Genomic DNA, 19,487 nt, shown 5'->3' with positions numbered 1-19,487 from the left:
AACCGATCGGGCGGGATCAGTTCTTGTCGGCTTCCTCGCGCGCCTTGTTGAAGGCGGCGCCCAGGATGTTGCCGAGCGTGGCGCCCGAATCCGAGGTGCCATATTGCGCCACGGCTTCCTTTTCCTCGCTGATCTGCAGCGCCTTGATCGACAGCATCGGCTTGCGGCCCTTTTCAAAGCCGACCACCATGGCGTCGACCTTCTGGCCGGGCTGGAAGCGTTCGGCCTTCTGTTCGTCACGGTCGCGCGAGAGATCGCCGCGCTTGATGTAGACGACCGGGCCGTCTTCACCGATCTGCACGTCGAGGCCGCCATCGCGGGCCGCCACAACGGTGGCCGTCACGATGTCGTTCTTCTTCCAGTCACCGCCGCTGGTGTTGCGGGTGCCCACGGCCGGGCCGCCAGCTTCATCCAGCTGCTTGATGCCCAGGCTGATGCGCTCCTTCTCGATGTCCACTTCCAGCACGCGGGCCGAGACGCGCTCGCCCTTGTGGTGGCGCGACAAGGCGGTTTCGCCGGTCATGCCCCAGGCGATGTCGCTCATGTGCACCATGCCGTCGACTTCGCCATCCAGGCCGATGAACAGGCCGAATTCGGTGGCGTTCTTGACTTCGCCTTCGACGACCGACCCGACCGGGTGGTTTTCCGCGAAAACCTCCCAGGGATTCCGCTGGGCCTGCTTGAGGCCAAGGCTGATGCGGCGCTTGTCCTCGTCCACCTCGAGGACCATGACTTCCACTTCCTGGCTGGTCGAAACGATCTTGCCCGGGTGGACGTTCTTCTTGACCCACGACATTTCCGAAACATGCACCAGGCCTTCGATGCCCGGCTGCAGTTCGACGAAGGCGCCATATTCGGTGATGTTGGTGACGCGGCCCGAATGCTTGGTGCCCACGGCATAATTGGCGGCAGCCGTGGTCCAGGGATCGGCTTCCAGCTGCTTCATGCCCAGGCTGATGCGCTGGGTGTCGCGGTTGATGCGCACGATCTGCACGCGCAGCACGTCGCCGATGTTCAGCACTTCCGACGGGTGGTTGACGCGCTTGTAGCTCATGTCGGTGACATGCAGCAGGCCGTCGATGCCGCCCAGATCCACGAAGGCGCCATAATCGGTGATGTTCTTGACGGTGCCATCGACGATCTGGCCTTCGGCGAGGCTGGAGATCAGGCCCGAGCGGGCTTCGGCGCGCGATTCTTCGAGGATCGAGCGGCGCGAGACCACGATGTTGCCGCGCTTGCGGTCCATCTTCAGGATCTGGAAGGGCTGCGGCAGGTTCATCAGCGGGGTGACATCGCGCACCGGGCGGATATCGACCTGGCTGCCGGGCAGGAAGGCGACAGCGCCGCCCAGATCAACAGTGAAGCCGCCCTTGACGCGGCCGAAGATCACGCCGTCCACGCGCTCACCAGCGGCAAACTTGTGCTCCAGCGCATCCCAGCTGGCTTCGCGGCGGGCGCGGTCGCGGCTCAGCATCGCTTCGCCCTGGGCGTTTTCAACGCGATCCACGAACACTTCGACTTCGGAGCCGACCACCAGATCCACCTTGCCGGTGAGATCGGCGAACTCGCGCAGCGGCACGCGGCCTTCGCTCTTCAGGCCGACATCGATGACGGCAAATTCATTCTCGAGACGGGTGACGACACCGCGCACAACGCGGCCTTCAAAACCCTGATCCTTGCCAATGGTGGCATCAAGCAGCGCGGCGAAATCATCGCGCGTCGGCTGGGCAGACGTGGCCATATCTTCAATCAAACCTTCAACTGGGGCCGGCACGGGACTGTTCCCGCGAAACCCCTCGGCAAGGCACCATTGCCCGCCGTTCATCGCCGTCGCGGTGGCACCATGCCAGCCGCTCTCAAGCAGAACCGGCAAAAAACAAAACGCCCGGGCAGGACCATGCCTGCCGGGCAACCTTTGCCAGTTACCGGCGTCGCGCTGAAATCGCCTTTTCCACAAGGTCGATCGCGGCTGCGACGGCCGCGGCTATACCCAGATCGCTGGTATCAAGCAAGGCGGCATCGGCGGCCTGCACCAGCGGCGCGGCGGAGCGGCCGGAATCGCGGGCGTCGCGGGCGTGGATATCGGCCAGCACATCTTCCAGCGTCTGGCTGCCGCCCTTTCCGGCCAGTTCGGCATGGCGGCGGGCGGCGCGCACGTGCGGCGCGGCCGTGACAAACAGCTTGGCCGGGGCATCGGGTGCAATCACCGTGCCGATGTCGCGCCCGTCCAGCACCGCGCCGCCAGGTTGCGCGGCGAAGGCGCGCTGGGTTTCAAACAGCGCCGCGCGCACCGCAGGGTGGCTGGAGACGATCGAGGCATAATCGCTGTTGAGGCTGCTCATCAGGTCGGGATCATCCAGCAGCGCCGGGTCCAGCCGCCGTGCCGCATCGGCGGCCGCATCGGCATCATAGGGATCATGCCCGGCCAGCCGCACCGCCAGCCCGCAGGCGCGATACAATTTGCCGGTGTCCATGAACGGCAGGCCATAATGGCGGGCCAGCGCCTTGGCGATGGTGCCCTTGCCCGAGGCTGCGGGGCCGTCAACGGCGATCACGAGGGGGAAATTGCTGGTCACGGCAGCGGCGTTAGCGGGCGGTCGGGGCGCCGGCAAGGGGCGCGGTTGACGGTGCCGGCCCGCCAGACCTAGGCTGGGCGCCAACAGGGGAGATTGGCATGGAACGGCGGACATTCCTGAAGGCGGCGGGGCTGGCGGCGGCCGCGGCCCCGGTGGCGGCACAAACGCTGGATTGGCAGCAGGGCGCGGCACCGGCCGATGTGGTGGTGATCGGCGCCGGCGCCTTTGGCGGCTGGACGGCCCTGCGCCTGCGCGAAATGGGCCACACGGTCACGCTGGTGGATGCCTATGGGCCGGGCAATGCCCGCGCCACCTCGGGCGGTGAAACAAGGCAGATCCGGGTGGGCTATGGCGATCGCGAGGTCTATTCGCGCTGGGTGCTGCGCGGCATGGAGCTGTGGCGCGAGCGCGAGCGCGAGTTTGGGCGGCCGCTGCTGACCCGGGCCGGCCGCCTGCAGCTGGCACCCGAACTGAACGCCGGCCTGCGCGCCACTCGCGACGTGTTCAGCCGGCTGAAGGTCGATCACGAGCAGATGACGGCGGCCGACATCCGCAAGCGCTGGCCGCAGCTGGAACCGGGCGAGAACCAGGTAGGCCTTTATGAGCCCGGCGCGCTGATCGTGCGGGCCCATCGCGCTTGCCTGGCCGTGGCAGAGGCCGCGGCGCGCAAGGGCGTGCAGCTGGTGGCCGGCCGTGCCCAGCCGGGGCCGGCGACGGGCGGTGCAATGGCGGCGCTGCCGCTGCAGGCTGGCGGCTCGTTGAGCGGGGCAGCCTATGTCTTTGCCTGCGGGCCGTGGCTGGGCCGGCTGTTCCCCGATCTTCTGGCCCGCAAGCTTTCCACCCCGCGCCGCGAGGTTTATTTCTTTGGCACGCCGGCCGGCGACGACCGCTTCACGGCGCCCAATCTGCCGGTGTTTTCGGAAGCCAGCCATTACGGCTTTCCCAGCGTGGACGGGAAGGGCGTGAAGATCTGCCCGGTGGGCGGCGACAATCAGGCCGATCCGGACAATGATGACCGCATCATCACGCCATGGGAGCTGCGCCGGTCGCGCGATTATCTGGCCCGGCGCTTTCCGGGGCTGAAGGATCAGCCGGTGGTGGAAGCCCGGGTGTGCCAGCTGGAAAACAGCGTGGACGAGCATTTCATCATCCAGCGTCATCCGGGGTGGGACAATGTCTGGATCGCCGGCGGCGGTTCGGGCCATGGCTTCAAGCACGGGCCGGTGGTGGGCGAATATATTGCCGAACGGGTGCTGGGCAAACCCACCGATCCGGCGCTGGAGGCCCTGTTCCGCATCAAGGACGGCCTGTTCTGACGGCGCATCACGCTTGCCAGCACTGAGGGCGGCCGGCATCATGCGGCTATGGGTCAGTCATCACCAGCCGGTGAGTCGTGCCCGTGCCCCATCCCGAATCAAGGCCCATCCTGTTCATTGCCGGCACCCGGCCCGAGGCCGTGAAGCTGGCACCGCTGGTGCTGGACCTGCAGGCGCGCGGGGTGGCCACCCGGCTGGTGGCGACGGGGCAGCATCCCGACATGTTTGGCGCGGCGCTCGCTGGCTTTGGGCTCAAGGCCGATATCGATCTTGGCCTGACCGCCCCCACGCCGGATGCCCTCGTCGGCAGGCTGGTGCCGGCGCTGGCCGATGTGATCCGGCGCGCGCTGCCGGCCTGGGTGGTGGTGCAGGGCGATACCAGCTCCACCCTGGCGGGCGCATTGGCGGCGCGTTATGCCGGTGCGGCCCTGGCGCATGTGGAAGCCGGCTTGCGCACCGGCTGCGATGATCCCCATCCCGAGGAAATGCACCGCCGGTTGGTGGCGCAAATGGCCACGCTGCATCTTGCGCCCACGGCCGCGGCGGCCAGCGCTTTGCTGGCAGAGGGCGTGCGCGGCGGCGTGCATGTGACGGGCAACAGCGGCATCGATGCCCTGCTGCTGATGGCGGCGCGGCTGCGTCGTGATGCGGCGCTGGCCGATGCGGCGGTGACGCCGTTTGGCCATGTGCCACGCGGCCGGCCGTGGGTGCTGGCCACCATCCATCGTCGGGAAAATCGCGGCCGCCGGCTGGCCGGCGTGCTGGCGGCGCTGGCCGAGCTTTCGGCGGATGCCGAAATCCTGATCCCGGTGCACCCCAGCCCGGCGGTGGCGGGCCCGGTGCGGGCGATGCTGGGCGGGCGCGCCCATGTCCATCTGCTGCCGCCGCTGCCCTATGCCGGTTTCGTGGCGCTGATGCTGCGCTGTGCCCTGGTGCTCACCGATTCGGGCGGGGTGCAGGAAGAGGCGCCGGCGCTGGGCCTGCCCTGCCTGGTGCTGCGCGACGGCACGGAGCGGCCGGAGGGGCTGGCCAGCGGCAATGCCCGGCTGGTGGGGACAGAGCGGGCGGCCATCGTTGCGGCGGTGCGCGGGCTGCTTGGGGATGCCCGGCTGCATGCCGCCATGGCCGTGCCGGCGCTGCCCTATGGCGACGGGCGCGCGGCGGCGGCGATCAATGATCTGCTGTTGCGCCCAACTGCTGCATCATCGGCACAAAGGTCGGGAAGCTGGTCTGGATCGGGCGGGCATCGTCGATCCGCACGGGGCGGCGGGCGTTGAGGCCCAGGACGGCAAAGCACATGGCGATGCGGTGATCCAGCCGGGCGTTGATGGTGGCGCCACCGGGCACCGCATCGCCGCCCTGGCCAGCAACGATCAGGCCATCGGCCAATTCTTCGCAGGCGATGCCGCAGGCCATCAGCCCTTCGGCCATCACGGCGATGCGATCCGATTCCTTCACCCGCAGTTCCTCCAGCCCGTGGCAAACGGTGCGGCCCTGGGCACAGGCGGCGGCGACGAACAGGATGGGATATTCATCAATCATCGATGGCGCACCATCGGGCGGTACCTCGATGCCCATCAAGGCGGAATGGCGGACGTGCAGATCGGCCACCGGTTCGCCGCCGACATCGCGCTGGTTCAACAGGGTGATGTCCCCGCCCATCGCCTGCAGCACGGCGATCAGGCCGGCGCGGGTGGGGTTGATGCCGACATTGCGGATGATGATGTCGCTGCCCGGCACGATCAGCGCGGCAACCATCGGGAAGGCCGCCGACGAGGGATCGCCCGGCACCACGATCGTCTGCGGCTTCAGCTCGGCCTCGCCATGGATGGTGATGATGCGGCCTTCAGGGGCCGTTTCCACCGTCAGCCGCGCGCCAAAGCCGGCCAGCATGCGTTCCGAATGGTCGCGGGTGGGAATGGGCTCGATCACCGTCGTGTCACCCGGCGTGTTGAGCCCGGCCAGCAGGATCGCCGATTTCACCTGTGCCGAGGCGACGGGCAGGGTGTAGCGCAGCGGGATGGCCGGACAGGCGCCGGTGAGGGTGAGCGGCAGGGTCTGGCGGCCCAATCCCTTGATATCTGGTCCCGGCGTCGCGCTGATCGTCGCGCCCATTTGAGCAAGCGGCGTGATCACCCGGCCCATCGGGCGGCTCGAAAGGCTTGCATCGCCCACGAAGGTGGCGGTGATCGGGTGCGAGGCGACGAGGCCCATCAGCAGCCGGGTGGAGGTGCCGCTGTTGCCCATGTCGAGCGCGGTCTGCGGTTGCAGCAGGCCGCCGACGCCGACGCCATGGATGCGCCATTCGCCGGCATCATTGCGGCTGATATCCGCCCCCATCGCCCGCATGGCGGCGGCGGTGGCCAGCACATCCTCCCCTTCCAACAGGCCGGTGACGCGGGTTTCGCCCACCGCCAGCGCGCCCAGCATCAGCGATCGGTGGCTGATCGACTTGTCCCCCGGCACGGTGACATCGCCAGACAAGGGCCGGGTTGTGGTGAGGCAAAGCGGTTGGGGTTGGCCGGGTGCAGCAGACATGATGCGCCGCTTTGACAGGGCTTGCGGCCTGTGGCAATGCGCTCGCCTTTCCCGGACAGGCCCTGCCTGCCCGGCAACCGCCATTGCCGTCTGGCATGTGGCGGGCGTCATTGGCACGGAGTTGATATGGTCAAGGCTGAATGGGGCACCAAGCGTGCCTGCCCGAAGTGCAACACCCGCTTTTACGATCTGGGCAAGGAAGACCCGGTGACCTGCATTTCCTGCGGCTTTGCCTGGGTGCCGGAACCGATTCTGAAGTCCAAGCAGACGACTCCGTTTGAAGCCATCAAGCCGCAGGCCGCCGAAGGCGCCGACAATGATGTGGCGGTGGATGAGGATCTGGATCTCGACACCGATGTCGAGGCCGGCGAAGCCGATGGCGACGTTGACCTGGGCGGCGACGATGATCTGGGCGTCGTTTCCGAAGGCGGCGACGACGAGAATTGACGATTATGCCGGGGCGGTGAAATTTTCGGCTTGCACGGCCGGAAAGTTTCGCCTAACCGGCCGCTCCCGGCGCTGCTGCAGAGCAGCGACCGCCAAAGGGTGCGGGGCCTTAGCTCAGCTGGGAGAGCGCTACAATGGCATTGTAGAGGTCAGCGGTTCGATCCCGCTAGGCTCCACCATCCCGCCCAAAAAACCCCGGCAGCGATGCCGGGGTTTTTGCTTTTGGGCCGAATCGCTGGCAGAGCCGGCGCCCATGAGCAGCCGTTCCGATTATCGCGCCCACCGCATCATCCCCACCCGCTGGCTGGACAATGATGCCTATGGCCACGTCAACAACGTGGTCTACTACAGCTGGTTCGATACCGCGGTGAACGCCTGGCTGATCGAAGCCGGCCTGCTCGACATTCATCACGGCAATCCCATCGGCCTGGTGGTGGAGACGGGGTGCAAATATCACCGCAGCGTCGCCTTTCCCGAAAGCGTGGAGGCACATCTGCGCATCGTCAGGCTGGGCAACAGCAGCGTGCGCTGGGAGGTGGGGCTGTTCACCGCCGGCCATGATGGTCCGGCCGCCGAGGGCCATTTCGTCCATGTCTATGTCGACCGGGTGACGCGCCGGCCCAGCCCGCTGCCAGACAGCTGGCGGCAGGTCTTGTTGCCGCTGGTGGTTGCGCAAGGCGACGCCACGCCTTAAGCGCCCGCGATGCACACGCCAGACGATTCGATCCTCATCCTCGATTTCGGCAGCCAGGTGACGCAGCTGATCGCCCGGCGCATCCGCGAAGCCGGCGTCTATTGCGAGATTGTGCCCTTCGCCAAAGGCGCCGAGGCCTTTGCCCGCATGCAGCCCAAGGGCGTGATCCTGTCGGGCAGCCCGGCCAACATCAGCGACGCGAATGGCCCGCGCATCCCCGATGCCGTGCTGGCCGCCGATGTGCCGCTGCTCGGCATCTGTTATGGCGAACAGTCGCTGTGCTACCAGCTCGGCGGCGCCGTGGTCGCGTCTGATCATCGCGAATTCGGCCGGGCCGAGATCGAGATTGTCGATGATTGCGCCTTCTTTGCCGGCGTCTGGGCCAAAGGCGACCGGCCGACGGTGTGGATGAGCCATGGTGACCGCATCGATGTCATCCCGCCGGGTTTCCGCGCCGTTGCCGTCAGCCCCGGCGCCCCCTTTGCCGCCATCGCCAATGATGAGGCCCGCCGTTATGGCGTGCAGTTCCATCCGGAGGTGGTGCACACCCCCGATGGCGCGGCCCTGTTGAAGAACTTCGTCGTCAATGTCTGCGGTGTCACGCCCAACTGGTCGATGGCTGGCTTCCGCGCTGCCAAGATTGCCGAGATCCGCGAGCAGGTGGGTGACGGCAAGGTGATCTGCGGCCTGTCGGGCGGGGTCGATTCGGCCGTTGCCGCCGTGCTGATCCACGAAGCCATTGGCGACCAGCTGACCTGCGTGTTCGTCGATCACGGCCTGATGCGGCTGGGCGAGGCCGAACAGGTGGTGAGCCTGTTCCGCGAGCATTATCACATCCCGCTGGTGCATGTGGAAGCCGAAGCCTTGTTCCTCGGCGGCCTGGCCGGCGTCACCGACCCGGAAGCCAAGCGCAAGTTCGTCGGCAAGACCTTCATCGAGGTGTTCGAGGCCGAGGCGAAAAAGCTCGGCGGGGCTGATTTCCTCGCCCAGGGCACGCTTTATCCCGATGTGATCGAAAGCGTGTCGTTCACCGGCGGCCCCAGCGTGACGATCAAGAGCCACCACAATGTCGGCGGCCTGCCCGAGCGCATGAACATGAAGCTGGTCGAGCCCTTACGCGAACTGTTCAAGGACGAGGTGCGCCGGCTGGGCGTGGAATTGGGCTTGCCGCCGGCGTTCGTTGGCCGCCACCCGTTCCCCGGCCCGGGCCTCGCCATCCGCATCCCAGGCGAGGTGACGAAGGAGGCGTGCGACACGCTGCGCAAGGCCGATGCCATCTATCTGGACGAGATCCGCAAGGCCGGCCTGTATGACGAGATCTGGCAGGCCTTTGCCGTGCTGCTGCCGGTGCGCACGGTGGGCGTGATGGGCGACGGCCGCACCTATGACCGGGTCTGCGGCCTGCGCGCCGTGACCTCGGTGGATGGCATGACCGCCGATGTCTATCCGTTCGAGGCCAGCTTCCTCACCCGCACCGCCACCCGCATCGTCAACGAGGTGAAGGGCATCAACCGCGTGGTCTATGACTATACGTCAAAGCCGCCCGGCACCATCGAGTGGGAATAATTTTTGCCCATCCGAGAGTATCCGAAACTACGCCAGAATACGCTCTAACACACTGAAACGCAAAAATAATTTATCCAAAGCCTATCGAAGTCTATCGGTGGGCATAGAACGCGTCTGTCGGGTCTGGTGACGGACCCGCCCCCCGTTGATCATCCGGAAAATCGAAAGTACCGTCAAAGCGACCGAGGCCAATGACGGTACTTTGTTCAGCCTAACTGGCTGAAATTAAACATAGTTCTCCGCCTGACGCCTCCAAAAACCGCGTGACGGTCCTTTTTCCGCGAGGAGGCCCAAATGTTGACGGACGCAGCACTCAAGTGCCTGAAACCAAAAGCGAAAATGTACAAGGTGACCGATCGTGACGGCATGTATGTGCGCGTCGCGCCGACAGGCGGCATCTCGTTCCGGCTCGACTACCGGCTGAACGGGAGGCGGGAGACCGTCCATCTCGGCAAGTACGCCCGAGATGGGATCTCACTCGCCCGGGCGCGCGAACTGTGCCTGGATGCGAAACGGATGATCGCTGAGGGGCGATCCCCCGCCATCGAGAAGCAGCGGGATAAGCGCCGGATCAAGGAGGCCAAGAGCTTCGGCGAGTTCGGCGAGAAGTGGCTGACGGGCGCGCCCATGGCCGACAGCACGCGCGCCATGCGCCGCGCCATCTTCGAGCGTGAACTCAAGCCCGTCTGGCGAAACCGTTTGCTGACCGAGATCACCCCTGATGATCTGCGCGCTCATTGCGCCAAGATCGTGGAACGGGGTGCGCCGGCGACGGCCATCCATGTGCGGGACATCCTGAAGCAGATCTACGCCTTCGCCATTCTTCACGGCGAGAAGGTCGCGAACCCGGCCGATGACGTCGGTCCTGCCTCGATCGCCACCTTCACGCCCAAGGACAGGGCGCTGTCGCCGACCGAGATCCGCATCATGCTCAAGCAGCTCGAGCATATCGCGACGCTGCCGACGATCCGTCTTGGCATGAAGCTCTACCTCCTCACCATGGTCCGGAAGAGCGAGCTGCAGGACGCGGTCTGGGATGAGGTCGACTTCGAGAACGCCGTCTGGACGATTCCGAAGGAGCGCATGAAGCGGTCGAAGCCGCACAATGTCTACCTGTGCCGGCAGACCCTCGACATCATGATCGCGCTCAAGACCTGCGCCGGCAATTCAAGGTATCTGCTGCAGTCCCGCTACGACGCGGACGCGCCGATGTCGCGGGCGACCTTCAACCGGGTCACCTACGCGGTCGTCGAACAGGCCAAGAAGGAGGGGCTGCCGCTGGAGCCGTTCACCGTGCATGACCTGCGACGCACGGGCTCGACGCTGCTCAATGAGCTGGGCTTCAACCGCGACTGGATCGAAAAGTGCCTGGCGCACGAGGACGGGCGTTCATCTCGCGGCGTCTACAACAAGGCGGAATACGAGGTTCAGCGTCGCCACATGATGCAGGAATGGGCCGACACCGTTGATGCCTGGGTCGAGGGCCGGAAATATGTTCCGACGCTGCTGCCACCAGTCATGCCGCCCATCGCGCTCGATCCGGCTCTTTGACCGACCGGGAAGCGGCCAATACGGGTTAACCTTCCACGCCCGCCCCGAATTGTCGCTAGCCGCTCGTCTCCGCTCCCAAGTGACCGGGAAATCTCCCGTTCGCAAGGGTGAGCCGTTGGCGTGCTTCTGTGCTGCCTATAAGACGGTTCCGCGAACACTGCGTCATTGACAATTGGTCATATTTGACGCACAAAGAACCTCAAATGATCAAATATGGAAGTTTACGATGGGATCGCCAAGAGCGAAGTTGGCGCTCGAAGCCTTGGGACGCGACGTCCGCGGTGCTCGCCTCAGGCGCGGCATCGCCGTGGCCGATCTGGCGATCCGGGCGGGCACTTCCGCAAGCAGCGTCACCCGCTTGGAACGCGGGGATCCAGGCGTCGGAATCGGCACGCTTGCTGACGTCCTGGTGGCGCTCGGCATGGTCGAGCGCCTCACCGATCTGATCGATATCCGCAAGGACGATCTGGGGCTCGCTTTGACTGCTGAACGGCAGCCGCGTCGAGGTCGATCGTTCACGGCAAAGCCGCGCAAACGTGGCGAACAGGGCGCGAAGGCCAGCGTTGATCCAGACAGCGTCGATCCAGACGGCGCGACATTCTGATGCCGGATTTTCGCGCCCAGGTCGCTCTCGGCGAAAGCCTCGTGCCCGTCGGCCAGCTCCGGTTCACGCAGGCCGGGCCTCGCCAGTTCTCTGCCTTTTCCTATGACGCGGCCTGGCTCGATAACTCGCGCGCGTTTGCCGTGCAGCCAGACTTTCCGTTGGAGGCCGGCACCTTTCACACGTCGGGCCAGCCAGGAAACAGTCGCGACGCCTTGCCCGGCGCGTTCGCTGACGCTGCGCCGGAAAGCTGGGGGCGCCGGCTGCTGGAACGCGCCTATGGCAACGGCCTTTCCGAATTCGAGTATCTGACGCTCTCCGACGACACATGCAGGCAGGGGGCGCTTCGATTTCTCGACGATGCTGGCAAGGTCATTCGCGGCCGGGCGGCGGACGCGGTTCCGCGGCTTGTCGATCTCCAAGCCATCACCGCGATCGCCCGAGCCTATGAGCAGGGCAAGGACATTTCCGCCGAGGATCTGGAAGCGCTCGCCGGTGCGGGCGGTTCGGGCGGGGCGCGCCCGAAGGCAAATGTCCGAGACGGGGACACGCTTTGGCTTGCCAAGTTCACCTCGGTCCACGACCAGCAGCCGATCGAGCGCGTCGAGGTGGCGACACTACAGCTCGCACGCGCATGCGGCATTCGCACGCCGGAGGCTCGGCTGGAGCTGACTGATACGCCGTTCCCGGTTGCTCTGATCCAGCGGTTCGACAGGCGCAGGACAGCGCGCATCCCTTACATCTCGGCGCGCACGGCTCTCGGGAAAAAAGGGACGGAGCTTGGCGCCTACACCGAGATCGTCGACTTCATGCGTGTTCATTCGGCCGATGCTGCCGCTGATTTCCGCGAACTCTATCTGCGGCTGATTTTCACCATCCTGGTGTCCAACAAGGATGATCACCTCAAAAATCACGGCTTCCTGTATGTGGGGGCCAGACGCTGGCGTCTGTCGCCGGTGTTCGACGTGAACCCCGCGCCGGATCGAAACCCGCACCTCGAAACGGCGATCGTAGAGGGCGGCAAGCATGATCGCTCCATCGAGCTCGCGCTTGAAGCCGCTCCCTTCTTCGAAGTCGATGAGGCGGAAGCCCGGCAGATCATAAGAGAAACGGCGCAGCGCATCTCGGGTGAATGGCGTGAGGCACTTCGCAAGGTTGGCCTCGCGGGAGCGCAAGCGCGCGAGTATGAGGCGGCCTTCGTGAATGATCAGACGGAGCGCGCGCTGACCCTTTAAGGGGTGCTGCGAGACAAAGCTGGGCCGTTATGCCCTCTATCGCGCTCGATCCTGCCCTTTGACCGGGCGGGACTTGCGCTTGGTCACGTCGGGGTGCTGTGCGCGCTGGATCGGCTTCGCGCGCCGCGCCAGCAACCAGGCGTGGACCTCTGCGAGATCCCAGACGATGCAGCGCGGCGACAGCGCGAAGCGGCGTGGAAATTCGCCGCGCTGCTCCATCTCGTAGATTGTGCTGTCGGCCAGGGGCACCATCTCGCGCAGTTGGTGCCGCCGGATGGTCCTCCTGATCTCCAAAGGCTCGCTCTGACCCATAACTAATCTCCTTCGCGGCTGTCGCTGGCGATTGAGACCGATAGGTGCCGATGCCGGAAGTCCCTCCCGAGTGGCGTGCGGCAATCTAGCCCGCCTTATTCATGAGCCTTCCTGTCAGGGCGTTGCCGATCCGGCATTGCGGTTTGGCGACGGACACGGAACGCAGTTTTTGGTGGCGCGGGGAACGGCGCGCTTTCGGGTGTTTGCGGAGTTGCGGGGATGGGCTTGATTGGCGGCACGGCCGCGACGGTTATGGGCTGGCGGCGCGCAAGCTGAGGGCGACGTGACGGAACAGCGCCGCATCGGGGCACCCGCCTGCGCTTCAGCGAAGCGAGCACGCCTGACCTCATCGCGGCCGTGCGGCGCGGGCAGTTGGATATCGGTGTTGTAGCCGAGGCTTCGCCTGGGCAGGGCTATGCCATCACCCATCTTTGGGAAGAACCCGTCTACCTGGCCATGCCGGAAGGTGACCCGATCGCCGACCAGAAGGCAATTCGATGGTGCGAGCTGCGCGATCGCCACTTCGTGGTGACTGACCTGGTGACGGGCGATTTCGCGAAGGCGTATCTCGAGCGGCAACTCCAGGCTCCGCGTAATGCACTGCGCGTCGAGCAGTTGTCTGTGACGCGAGAGTCGTTGATGCAGATCGTCGCCCACGGCGGCGGCGTCACCATCGCGGGCAGCGCTCATGTCCGTGTTGGTCTTTCCGGCGTCACCTTCCGTCCGATCGAGGACGCCATGCTTCGCTATGGCGCGGTCCATTCGCGTGGGACTCTCCACAGGGATCTCGAACATCTGCTGACATTGTCGAAGTCCGTCTCAGAGAAGGACCAGGCGAGGTTCGTCCGCCAGCGCCTCATCCGCCATGAGCTGCGGCGCGAGGTGCGTGCTGACCGCTATCGCGGTGCGCGCGGGCGGACCCCCGATCGGTTGCAATGAAGCGCTCGAGCATGGGCACGATCAGCTTTGTCGGGTCGCCGATGGTCTGGCCTTGTTCGCGGCCGAGTGCTGCGGCGTAGGCGACGAGGTCGCGATGCAACTGCGCAGGGAGTTCAATCGTCACTTTCACCGGCTTGTCGTCAATGATCGGGCCGAGCTTCAGCTTGGTCATCACAACCCTCCATAAGGTTCGAGCACGAGGTCGCGGGTGACGATGACACGCACGGGGAACCCCGGTCTGATCGTCAGGGTCGGCGCGACATTGAGCTGCCGACGGATGATCTGCTGGCCGGCGTCGTTGATCGTGTCTTGTGCACCGTTGCGGATCGCTCGGAGCAGCCGATCCTGATCGTCAACGGCGAGTTCGGCGCCGACCGACAGCAGGGTCGACAGGCCGGCAGCCTTGGCGAGATCCCACCAGTGATAATCGACGCCATCCTGCAGACCCGCATAGCCTTGCGCGTCGGCTCCGGGTTGACGTTCCAGGACAATCGAACGGCCGTTCGGCAGAATGAGCCGCTTCCAGACCAGCAGCACCCGGCGCTGACCGAAGCCGACGTCGTTGCTGTACTCGCCGATCAGCCGCGTGCCCTGCGGGACGAGCAGGATGCGCCCGGTGGGGCTGTCGTAGACATGCTCCGTGACCTGCGCGGTGATCTGGCCCGGCAGGTCGGATCGGATGCCCGTGATGAGGGCCGCGGCGATGACGGCGCCGGTCTGAAGCACATAGGGCGATGCCGGAGCCATCACGCGATCGGGCGAGACGGTGCGGCGGTCCACGCCCGCATTCAGGAATGCGAGCTGGCGATCCTGCGCCGTCGGTGCGCCTTGCTGGCCCGGAAGGCCCAGACCGGCGAGGCTCGGGCTGCCCGGTCCGCCAACTGTCGCAATCGGAGCTGCGACGCGCGCCTCCGTCTGGAAGAAGACGCGGCTCGTTCGGGCAGCTTCTTCTTCCGCGCGCCTGCGCTGCTCGACCGGATCGACGGTGGGCGCTGCCGCCATCGGCGGTGTGACGGGCTGGCCACGATTCTGCGCATCGAGGATGGGGCGCCCCAGATCCCCGGGCAGCGGAGGCCCGAGCACCGGGCCGGTGTAGTCGCGTGGCAGGCCGGCGAGCCCGTCCGCGGTTCGCCGGTTCTGCGTGGAGTAGAGCTCCTCACTGCCAGGACCGATGTTGCGCGTCTGAAGCGCATAGATGAGCGCGCCGCCGACCCCGAGGGCGGCGACGAGGCTGAGACCGCCCAGCACCTTGCGCGACAAGCGTGTGACCCGGGGCGGTTCGCCGCGCAGCCGCATGGGCGCAGCGGCGTCGCCGGGCTGTGTGCCAACCAGCGGTGCGTCGGCACCGCTCTGCGGGTCGCGCTCGCTCATGACGCGGGCCTCCCATCGGTGCGCACGATCCGGACCTCTGCTGGCGCTCGCCACTGCCGAGACGGAGCTCGGCGGCGCCGAACAAGCGGTCGACGATCAGGATGTTCTGGTGAATCCTGCTGTTGGCAATCTGCGGTTCGCCATCGGCGCCGATCACGAAGAGCGGCGGCATCTCGCCCTGAACGATCCCGCGCGGAAACTCGACATAGACGCGACGCCCGTCGTCGTAGACCGAGATTGGCCGCCACGGCGGCGTGTCTCCCGTGAGGCCGTAGCGATAGTTCCGTGCCGCAACGGCCGGGATCACTGGCGTTGCGGGCACCGCCTGGCCCGGCCCGGCGGGCGGCGGCGGATAGGCCCAGGCGACGGCCGGCATATAGGGGCGTTCGCCCGAGCGCAGCTCGATCATGTAGATGCGCCGGTCAGTGGTGATGACCAGATTGGTCGTGATGTCTGGCCGCTGCCGGCTTTACGAGAACATGGACGCGGCGCGTGATGCCCGAGCCGCTCTCGGTGTCACCGATGATCCAGCGCGCCGTGTCGCCCGCAGCAATCGGGCCGGCGCCAGTCAGGCTTTCGCTGGGTTCCAGCGCGATGTTGGTGATCTGCCCGGGAGCGGCATAGACTTGATAGAGCGCGCCCTCGCTCCAGGGATAGATCTGGATCGAGTTGAAGTAGCCCTCGCGACGTGGCTCGACGCGCGCGGCGGCATTGGCATTCTCAACGCGGCCCGCTGGGGTCCCTGCGGCAGCACCACCGCGCGCGGGTGTCCAGGCGGGCGGTGTGTGAAGCGGCCTAGGTGGCGCCTCCGTGACGGCAGCCGGCACCGGGGGAAGCGGCGGTACATCGGCGTCATAGCTGATCTGCGGCGGTCGGTTGGTCGCGCAGCCGGCCAGCGTCAATCCGGAAATCAGTAAAAGCGCAGAGCCTGATAGGCGGATGCCACGGCTCGCGGGTCGGCGGCGATGATCTCTCATTGCCCCATCTCCCGCGACCAGTTGATGGCGTTGACGTAGATCCCGAGCGGATTGGCCCGCAGCCGCTCTGCATCGCGCGGGGGTTGGATCACGATGGTCAGGATGGCCGTCCAGCGCTGTGTCGTGGAGAGCTGGCCGTTCTCGTACTGGCGTTCGGTCCAGGCGACGCGGAAGCTATCAAGCGACGCGCGGATAACGCTCGACACCTCGATCGATACTTGCTGCTTCCCGACGCGGGTGAACGGATCGTTGGCGCGGGCGAAGTCGTTGAGGGCCGCCGCGCCGCGATCGGTCGTGAACTCGTAGGCGCGCAGCCAATTCTGCCGCACAACGATGGCGTCCGCGGGGATCGAGCGGACCTGCTCGATGAACCGCGCCAGATGCCAGGCCACCTGCGGGTCGGTCGGGCGGTAGTCGGCCTGCGCTGGCGCGACCGCCTGCGCCTGGCCGAGATTGTCGACCTGGACCACCCACGGGACGATGGTCCCGCGCGCCGTCTGCCAGACCAGCGCGGCAGCGAAGCCGGCGGAGAGGATCAGGCAACCGAAGGCCATGAGCCGCCAGTTTCGGGCCTGGACACGCGCTGAGCCGATCCGATCGTCCCAGATCTGCGCTGCGCGCTGATACGGCGTCTCGGGCTCAGGCGTCTTGCCATAGTGGGTTGCGGGTCGCTTGAAGAAGCTCATGTGCGGTCGCCTCCGGAGAGATTGATGGAAGAGCCGCCGCCATGGCTGTCGCCCGATCGGATCGCGTGTGCCGCGAGCGTGATGCCGTGGCTCATGGTCTGCCCACGCCGCATGCGTTGCGCCCACGCCGGCGGGTTGGCGGCCGAGCCTGCGGCTGCCGGTGCGGCCGAACCGGCATCATTCGCGACCGTTCCCATGCTCGAGGAGCCGCCGGTGGCGCCGAAGCCGCTTTTGACGCCATCGGCGAAGCTCGAGCGAACGCTTTGCGCCGCCCGGCGCAGCGGAGAGGCTGCCGCGCCGCTGGCCGCTCGTGCGACACCGCCGAGGCCTGACGCGACGCCAGCGGCGCCCGACTGGCCGAGGGAACCGAGACTGTAGGCTGCGGAGGCGGCTCCCGCCGCGCTGGCTCCACCGCGCACGGCGGCGGCGGCGCCGGAAATGGCGCTGGCGCCACCGCGCAGGGCGAGCCCGGCCGCGCCGCCGGCAGCCATGGCTGCGCCGCCCGCGACGAGGCCGGTGCCGATGGCGGAGCCTGCGCCGAGTTGCGGGCCGCCGGAAACGATGCCGTTGGCGATACCCGGACCGAAGATGCCGAGACCGAGAAGCGACAGCGCCGCCAATACGACGGCCATTGCGTCGTCGATCGTCGGTGGCTGGCCGCCGAAGCCTGCCGTGAACTGGCTGAACAGAGTCGAGCCGATGCCGATGATGACGGCGAGCACCAGCACCTTGATCCCAGACGAGATGACGTTGCCGAGCACGCGCTCGGCCATGAAGGCGGTCTTTCCGAACAGGCCGAACGGGATCAGGACGAAGCCGGCCAACGTGGTCAGCTTGAATTCGATCAGCGTGATGAAGAGCTGGATGGCGAGGATGAAGAAGGCGAGCAGCACCAGCGCCCAGGCGAAGAGCAAGCAGGCGATCTGGATGAAGTTCTCGAAAAAGGCGATCCAGCCCATCAGGTTTGAGATGGCTTCGAGCAGCGGCCTCGCTGCATCGAGACCCGTCTGCGCAACCCGGCCCGGGCGCATCAGGTCCTGGATGGAAAACCCGGTGCCAGACGCCTGAAGTCCGAGGCCGGCGAAGCTTTCGAAGACGATCCGCGCGAGGTTGTTCCAGTTGCCGATGATGTAGGCGAAGACGCCCACAAACAGCGTCTTCTTCACCAGACGCGCGATGATGTCGTCGTCCGCGCCCCAGCTCCAGAACAGGGCAGCCAGCGTGACGTCGATGACGATCAGCGTCGTCGCGATGAACGCTACCTCGCCGCCGAGCAGACCGAACCCGCTGTCGATGTAGGAGGTGAAGACCCCGAGGAAATTGTCGATGACGCCGCTGCCGCCCATGGTTCAACGCCCTTCGTCGGCGCGTCGCGGCGCGGTGCCCAGCCCAAGGAAACGGTCGCGGGTTTCGGCCCAGATGCGCAGACACTCGCTGTCCCTGGTGACGTGCACCCCTGAATTGGTCCCATTTTTGGGTAGAGTCCGTTTCTCGAGGAGACGGACGAATGAAGCGGAGCAGGTTTTCGGACGAGCAGATCATTGGGATCGTGAAGGAGCAGGAGGCGGGCATGGCGACTGCCGAGGTCTGCCGGCGGCACGGGATCAGTTCGGCGACGTTCTACAAATGGAAGGCCAAGTACGGTGGCCTGGAGGTGTCCGAGGCCAAGCGGCTTCGGTCGCTGGAGGATGAGAACGCCAAGCTGAAGAAGCTGCTGGCGGAGGCGATGCTGGATATCGCCGTGTTGAAAGACATCAGCTCAAAAAAATGGTGACGCCCGACGCGAAGCGGAATGCGGTCGTCCATGCCCGGGAGACGTTCGGGCTGAGCGAGCGGCGGGCGTGTCGTCTGATCGGTGTCGCGAGGCGGGTGGTTCGATATGAACCGACCCGTCCCGATGATGCTGGCTTGCGCACCAGGTTGCGTGAGCTGGCTGGCGAACGGCGGCGGTTCGGCTATCGGCGCCTGGGGTATCTGCTGGCGCGCGAAGGGCATGCGCCGAACCACAAGAAGCTCCTGCGGATCTACCGGGAAGAAGGGTTGAAGGTGCGCCGCCGTGGCGGCCGCAAGCGGGCGTTGGGCACCAGGGCACCTATGACGATGCCGCAGGGGCCGAACCAGCGCTGGTCACTCGACTTCGTCAGTGATGCGTTCGCCTGCGGCCGGCGCTTCCGCATCCTGTGCGTGGTCGACGACTTCACGCGTGAGTGCCTGGCGCTGGTGGCCGACACGTCGCTGTCCGGTGCAAGGGTGGCGCGGGAGTTGGACAGCTTGGCGGCCGTCCGCGGCAAGCCCCTGACGGTGGTCAGCGACAATGGCACCGAACTGACCTCGACCTCCATCCTGCGCTGGTCACAGGAGCGGCAGGTGGAATGGCACTACATCATGCCGGGCAAGCCGACGCAGAACGCCTTCGTGGAGAGCTTCAATGGCCGGCTGCGCGACGAATGCCTGAACGAGACCCTGTTCACATCGCTGGCGCACGCCAGATCGATCCTCGCGGCCTGGAAGCACGACTACAACACCGTCAGGCCGCACTCGAAACTGGGCGGATGCACCCCTGCCGAGATCGCCGGCCAACGGGGTTGGGGGCATGCCCCCAACCCCGTTGCCATCACATCAACCATCAGCCATCAATGACCTGCTTCCCGTTTCCTGGGCCGTTTTGAGCTGGAATT

The 19,487-nt window shown here is 66.1% G+C and carries 18 protein-coding genes, 1 tRNA gene and 2 pseudogenes; 11 read left to right on the top strand and 10 right to left on the bottom strand.

Features of this window, described 5'->3' with window-relative positions; translation table 11 throughout:
* Nucleotides 1–16: 16 nt before the first annotated feature.
* Both rpsA and cmk read right to left on the bottom strand, forming a co-directional pair.
* Nucleotides 17–1,741 (bottom strand): 30S ribosomal protein S1, encoded by a 1,725-nt coding sequence (gene rpsA, locus CHU93_RS16425; protein WP_086117952.1) that lies wholly within the window; start codon nucleotides 1,739–1,741, stop codon nucleotides 17–19.
* A gap of 181 nt (nucleotides 1,742–1,922) precedes the next feature.
* On the bottom strand, nucleotides 1,923–2,576 hold the full coding sequence (gene cmk, locus CHU93_RS16420) for a (d)CMP kinase (protein WP_094475227.1): 654 nt from the start codon (nucleotides 2,574–2,576) through the stop codon (nucleotides 1,923–1,925).
* Between the two features lie 98 nt (nucleotides 2,577–2,674).
* Between cmk and CHU93_RS16415 the strand changes: the two genes are divergently transcribed.
* Both CHU93_RS16415 and wecB read left to right on the top strand, forming a co-directional pair.
* Nucleotides 2,675–3,892: an FAD-dependent oxidoreductase gene (locus CHU93_RS16415; protein WP_094475226.1), complete on the top strand. Its 1,218-nt coding sequence runs from the start codon at nucleotides 2,675–2,677 to the stop codon at nucleotides 3,890–3,892.
* An 83-nt stretch (nucleotides 3,893–3,975) separates the two neighbouring features.
* Complete coding sequence (gene wecB / locus CHU93_RS16410; RefSeq protein WP_165768785.1) at nucleotides 3,976–5,169, top strand: non-hydrolyzing UDP-N-acetylglucosamine 2-epimerase; 1,194 nt, start codon at nucleotides 3,976–3,978, stop codon at nucleotides 5,167–5,169.
* Here wecB and aroA read toward each other — a convergent pair.
* Complete coding sequence (aroA, locus tag CHU93_RS16405; protein ID WP_094475224.1) at nucleotides 5,063–6,430, bottom strand: 3-phosphoshikimate 1-carboxyvinyltransferase; 1,368 nt, start codon at nucleotides 6,428–6,430, stop codon at nucleotides 5,063–5,065. The two genes, wecB and aroA, sit on opposite strands and share 107 nt — an antisense overlap.
* 126 nt (nucleotides 6,431–6,556) lie before the next feature.
* On the opposite strand from aroA, the gene CHU93_RS16400 reads away from it, so the two are divergent.
* From CHU93_RS16400 to CHU93_RS16370, 7 genes are all read left to right on the top strand, one after another.
* Nucleotides 6,557–6,877, top strand: coding sequence for a TIGR02300 family protein (locus tag CHU93_RS16400; RefSeq protein ID WP_086117929.1), 321 nt, complete (start codon nucleotides 6,557–6,559; stop codon nucleotides 6,875–6,877).
* Between the two features lie 103 nt (nucleotides 6,878–6,980).
* A tRNA-Ala gene (locus tag CHU93_RS16395) sits at nucleotides 6,981–7,056 on the top strand.
* A 74-nt stretch (nucleotides 7,057–7,130) separates the two neighbouring features.
* Nucleotides 7,131–7,571 (top strand): acyl-CoA thioesterase, encoded by a 441-nt coding sequence (locus tag CHU93_RS16390; RefSeq protein ID WP_094475223.1) that lies wholly within the window; start codon nucleotides 7,131–7,133, stop codon nucleotides 7,569–7,571.
* 9 nt (nucleotides 7,572–7,580) lie between these two features.
* Nucleotides 7,581–9,137, top strand: a complete 1,557-nt coding sequence (guaA, locus tag CHU93_RS16385) for a glutamine-hydrolyzing GMP synthase (protein WP_094475222.1) — start codon at nucleotides 7,581–7,583, stop codon at nucleotides 9,135–9,137.
* A gap of 294 nt (nucleotides 9,138–9,431) precedes the next feature.
* Nucleotides 9,432–10,688 (top strand): tyrosine-type recombinase/integrase, encoded by a 1,257-nt coding sequence (locus CHU93_RS16380; RefSeq protein WP_094475221.1) that lies wholly within the window; start codon nucleotides 9,432–9,434, stop codon nucleotides 10,686–10,688.
* A gap of 247 nt (nucleotides 10,689–10,935) precedes the next feature.
* A complete protein-coding gene (locus CHU93_RS16375; RefSeq protein WP_207759305.1) occupies nucleotides 10,936–11,292 on the top strand; it encodes a helix-turn-helix domain-containing protein in 357 nt (118 codons plus the stop codon).
* Nucleotides 11,292–12,524, top strand: coding sequence for a type II toxin-antitoxin system HipA family toxin (locus CHU93_RS16370; protein ID WP_094475219.1), 1,233 nt, complete (start codon nucleotides 11,292–11,294; stop codon nucleotides 12,522–12,524). Before CHU93_RS16375 ends, CHU93_RS16370 begins: the two co-directional genes overlap by 1 nt.
* A 36-nt stretch (nucleotides 12,525–12,560) precedes the next feature.
* Here the strand turns inward: CHU93_RS16370 and CHU93_RS16365 are convergent, their stop codons facing one another.
* Nucleotides 12,561–12,836 (bottom strand): helix-turn-helix transcriptional regulator, encoded by a 276-nt coding sequence (locus tag CHU93_RS16365; protein ID WP_094475218.1) that lies wholly within the window; start codon nucleotides 12,834–12,836, stop codon nucleotides 12,561–12,563.
* Between the two features lie 312 nt (nucleotides 12,837–13,148).
* On the opposite strand from CHU93_RS16365, the pseudogene CHU93_RS16360 reads away from it, so the two are divergent.
* Nucleotides 13,149–13,775 (top strand): annotated as a pseudogene (locus tag CHU93_RS16360) (LysR family substrate-binding domain-containing protein); the annotation flags it as partial.
* Here CHU93_RS16360 and CHU93_RS16355 read toward each other — a convergent pair.
* From CHU93_RS16355 to CHU93_RS18070, 6 genes and pseudogenes are all read right to left on the bottom strand, one after another.
* Entirely contained in the window at nucleotides 13,693–13,947 is a 255-nt protein-coding gene (locus CHU93_RS16355) for a DUF2274 domain-containing protein (RefSeq protein WP_094475216.1), read from the bottom strand. The pseudogene CHU93_RS16360 and the gene CHU93_RS16355 overlap by 83 nt on opposite strands.
* A complete protein-coding gene (locus CHU93_RS16350) occupies nucleotides 13,947–15,071 on the bottom strand; it encodes a TraB/TrbI/VirB10 family type IV secretion system protein (RefSeq protein ID WP_423825916.1) in 1,125 nt (374 codons plus the stop codon). Before CHU93_RS16350 ends, CHU93_RS16355 begins: the two co-directional genes overlap by 1 nt.
* Nucleotides 15,072–15,142: 71 nt before the next feature.
* Nucleotides 15,143–16,123 (bottom strand): annotated as a pseudogene (trbG, locus tag CHU93_RS16345) (P-type conjugative transfer protein TrbG).
* Nucleotides 16,120–16,809: a conjugal transfer protein TrbF gene (gene trbF, locus CHU93_RS16340; protein WP_094475214.1), complete on the bottom strand. Its 690-nt coding sequence runs from the start codon at nucleotides 16,807–16,809 to the stop codon at nucleotides 16,120–16,122. The pseudogene trbG and the gene trbF overlap by 4 nt, the downstream one beginning before the upstream one ends.
* Nucleotides 16,806–18,155, bottom strand: coding sequence for a P-type conjugative transfer protein TrbL (gene trbL, locus CHU93_RS16335; RefSeq protein ID WP_094475213.1), 1,350 nt, complete (start codon nucleotides 18,153–18,155; stop codon nucleotides 16,806–16,808). Before trbL ends, trbF begins: the two co-directional genes overlap by 4 nt.
* A 3-nt stretch (nucleotides 18,156–18,158) precedes the next feature.
* A complete protein-coding gene (locus CHU93_RS18070; protein WP_243375742.1) occupies nucleotides 18,159–18,263 on the bottom strand; it encodes a hypothetical protein in 105 nt (34 codons plus the stop codon).
* Between the two features lie 53 nt (nucleotides 18,264–18,316).
* Between CHU93_RS18070 and CHU93_RS16325 the strand changes: the two genes are divergently transcribed.
* Nucleotides 18,317–19,449, top strand: a protein-coding gene (locus tag CHU93_RS16325; protein ID WP_423825915.1) for an IS3 family transposase whose coding sequence is annotated in 2 segments (ribosomal slippage) — nucleotides 18,317–18,575 and nucleotides 18,575–19,449 — 1,134 coding nt in all. Because the reading frame shifts where the segments join, the coding sequence is not laid out codon by codon here.
* Nucleotides 19,450–19,487: the final 38 nt, after the last annotated feature.

Source organism: Sandarakinorhabdus cyanobacteriorum, from assembly GCF_002251755.1.
Lineage (GTDB): Bacteria > Pseudomonadota > Alphaproteobacteria > Sphingomonadales > Sphingomonadaceae > Sandarakinorhabdus > Sandarakinorhabdus cyanobacteriorum.
Note: the sequence above shows the minus strand (reverse complement) of the source record. Positions and strands in the feature narration are given on the sequence as shown.

Excerpts from the sequence above, each read along its gene's own strand:
- rpsA (WP_086117952.1), bottom strand. The coding sequence starts at position 1,741 with ATGGCCACGTCTGCCCAGCCGACGCGCGATGATTTCGCCGCGCTGCTT.
- CHU93_RS16415 (WP_094475226.1), top strand. The coding sequence starts at position 2,675 with ATGGAACGGCGGACATTCCTGAAGGCGGCGGGGCTGGCGGCGGCCGCG.
- aroA (WP_094475224.1), bottom strand. The coding sequence starts at position 6,430 with ATGTCTGCTGCACCCGGCCAACCCCAACCGCTTTGCCTCACCACAACC.
- CHU93_RS16400 (WP_086117929.1), top strand. The coding sequence starts at position 6,557 with ATGGTCAAGGCTGAATGGGGCACCAAGCGTGCCTGCCCGAAGTGCAAC.
- CHU93_RS16390 (WP_094475223.1), top strand. The coding sequence starts at position 7,131 with ATGAGCAGCCGTTCCGATTATCGCGCCCACCGCATCATCCCCACCCGC.
- guaA (WP_094475222.1), top strand. The coding sequence starts at position 7,581 with ATGCACACGCCAGACGATTCGATCCTCATCCTCGATTTCGGCAGCCAG.
- CHU93_RS16380 (WP_094475221.1), top strand. The coding sequence starts at position 9,432 with ATGTTGACGGACGCAGCACTCAAGTGCCTGAAACCAAAAGCGAAAATG.
- CHU93_RS16370 (WP_094475219.1), top strand. The coding sequence starts at position 11,292 with ATGCCGGATTTTCGCGCCCAGGTCGCTCTCGGCGAAAGCCTCGTGCCC.
- CHU93_RS16365 (WP_094475218.1), bottom strand. The coding sequence starts at position 12,836 with ATGGGTCAGAGCGAGCCTTTGGAGATCAGGAGGACCATCCGGCGGCAC.
- CHU93_RS16355 (WP_094475216.1), bottom strand. The coding sequence starts at position 13,947 with ATGACCAAGCTGAAGCTCGGCCCGATCATTGACGACAAGCCGGTGAAA.
- CHU93_RS16350 (WP_423825916.1), bottom strand. The coding sequence starts at position 15,071 with ATGCGGCTGCGCGGCGAACCGCCCCGGGTCACACGCTTGTCGCGCAAG.
- trbF (WP_094475214.1), bottom strand. The coding sequence starts at position 16,809 with ATGAGCTTCTTCAAGCGACCCGCAACCCACTATGGCAAGACGCCTGAG.
- trbL (WP_094475213.1), bottom strand. The coding sequence starts at position 18,155 with ATGGGCGGCAGCGGCGTCATCGACAATTTCCTCGGGGTCTTCACCTCC.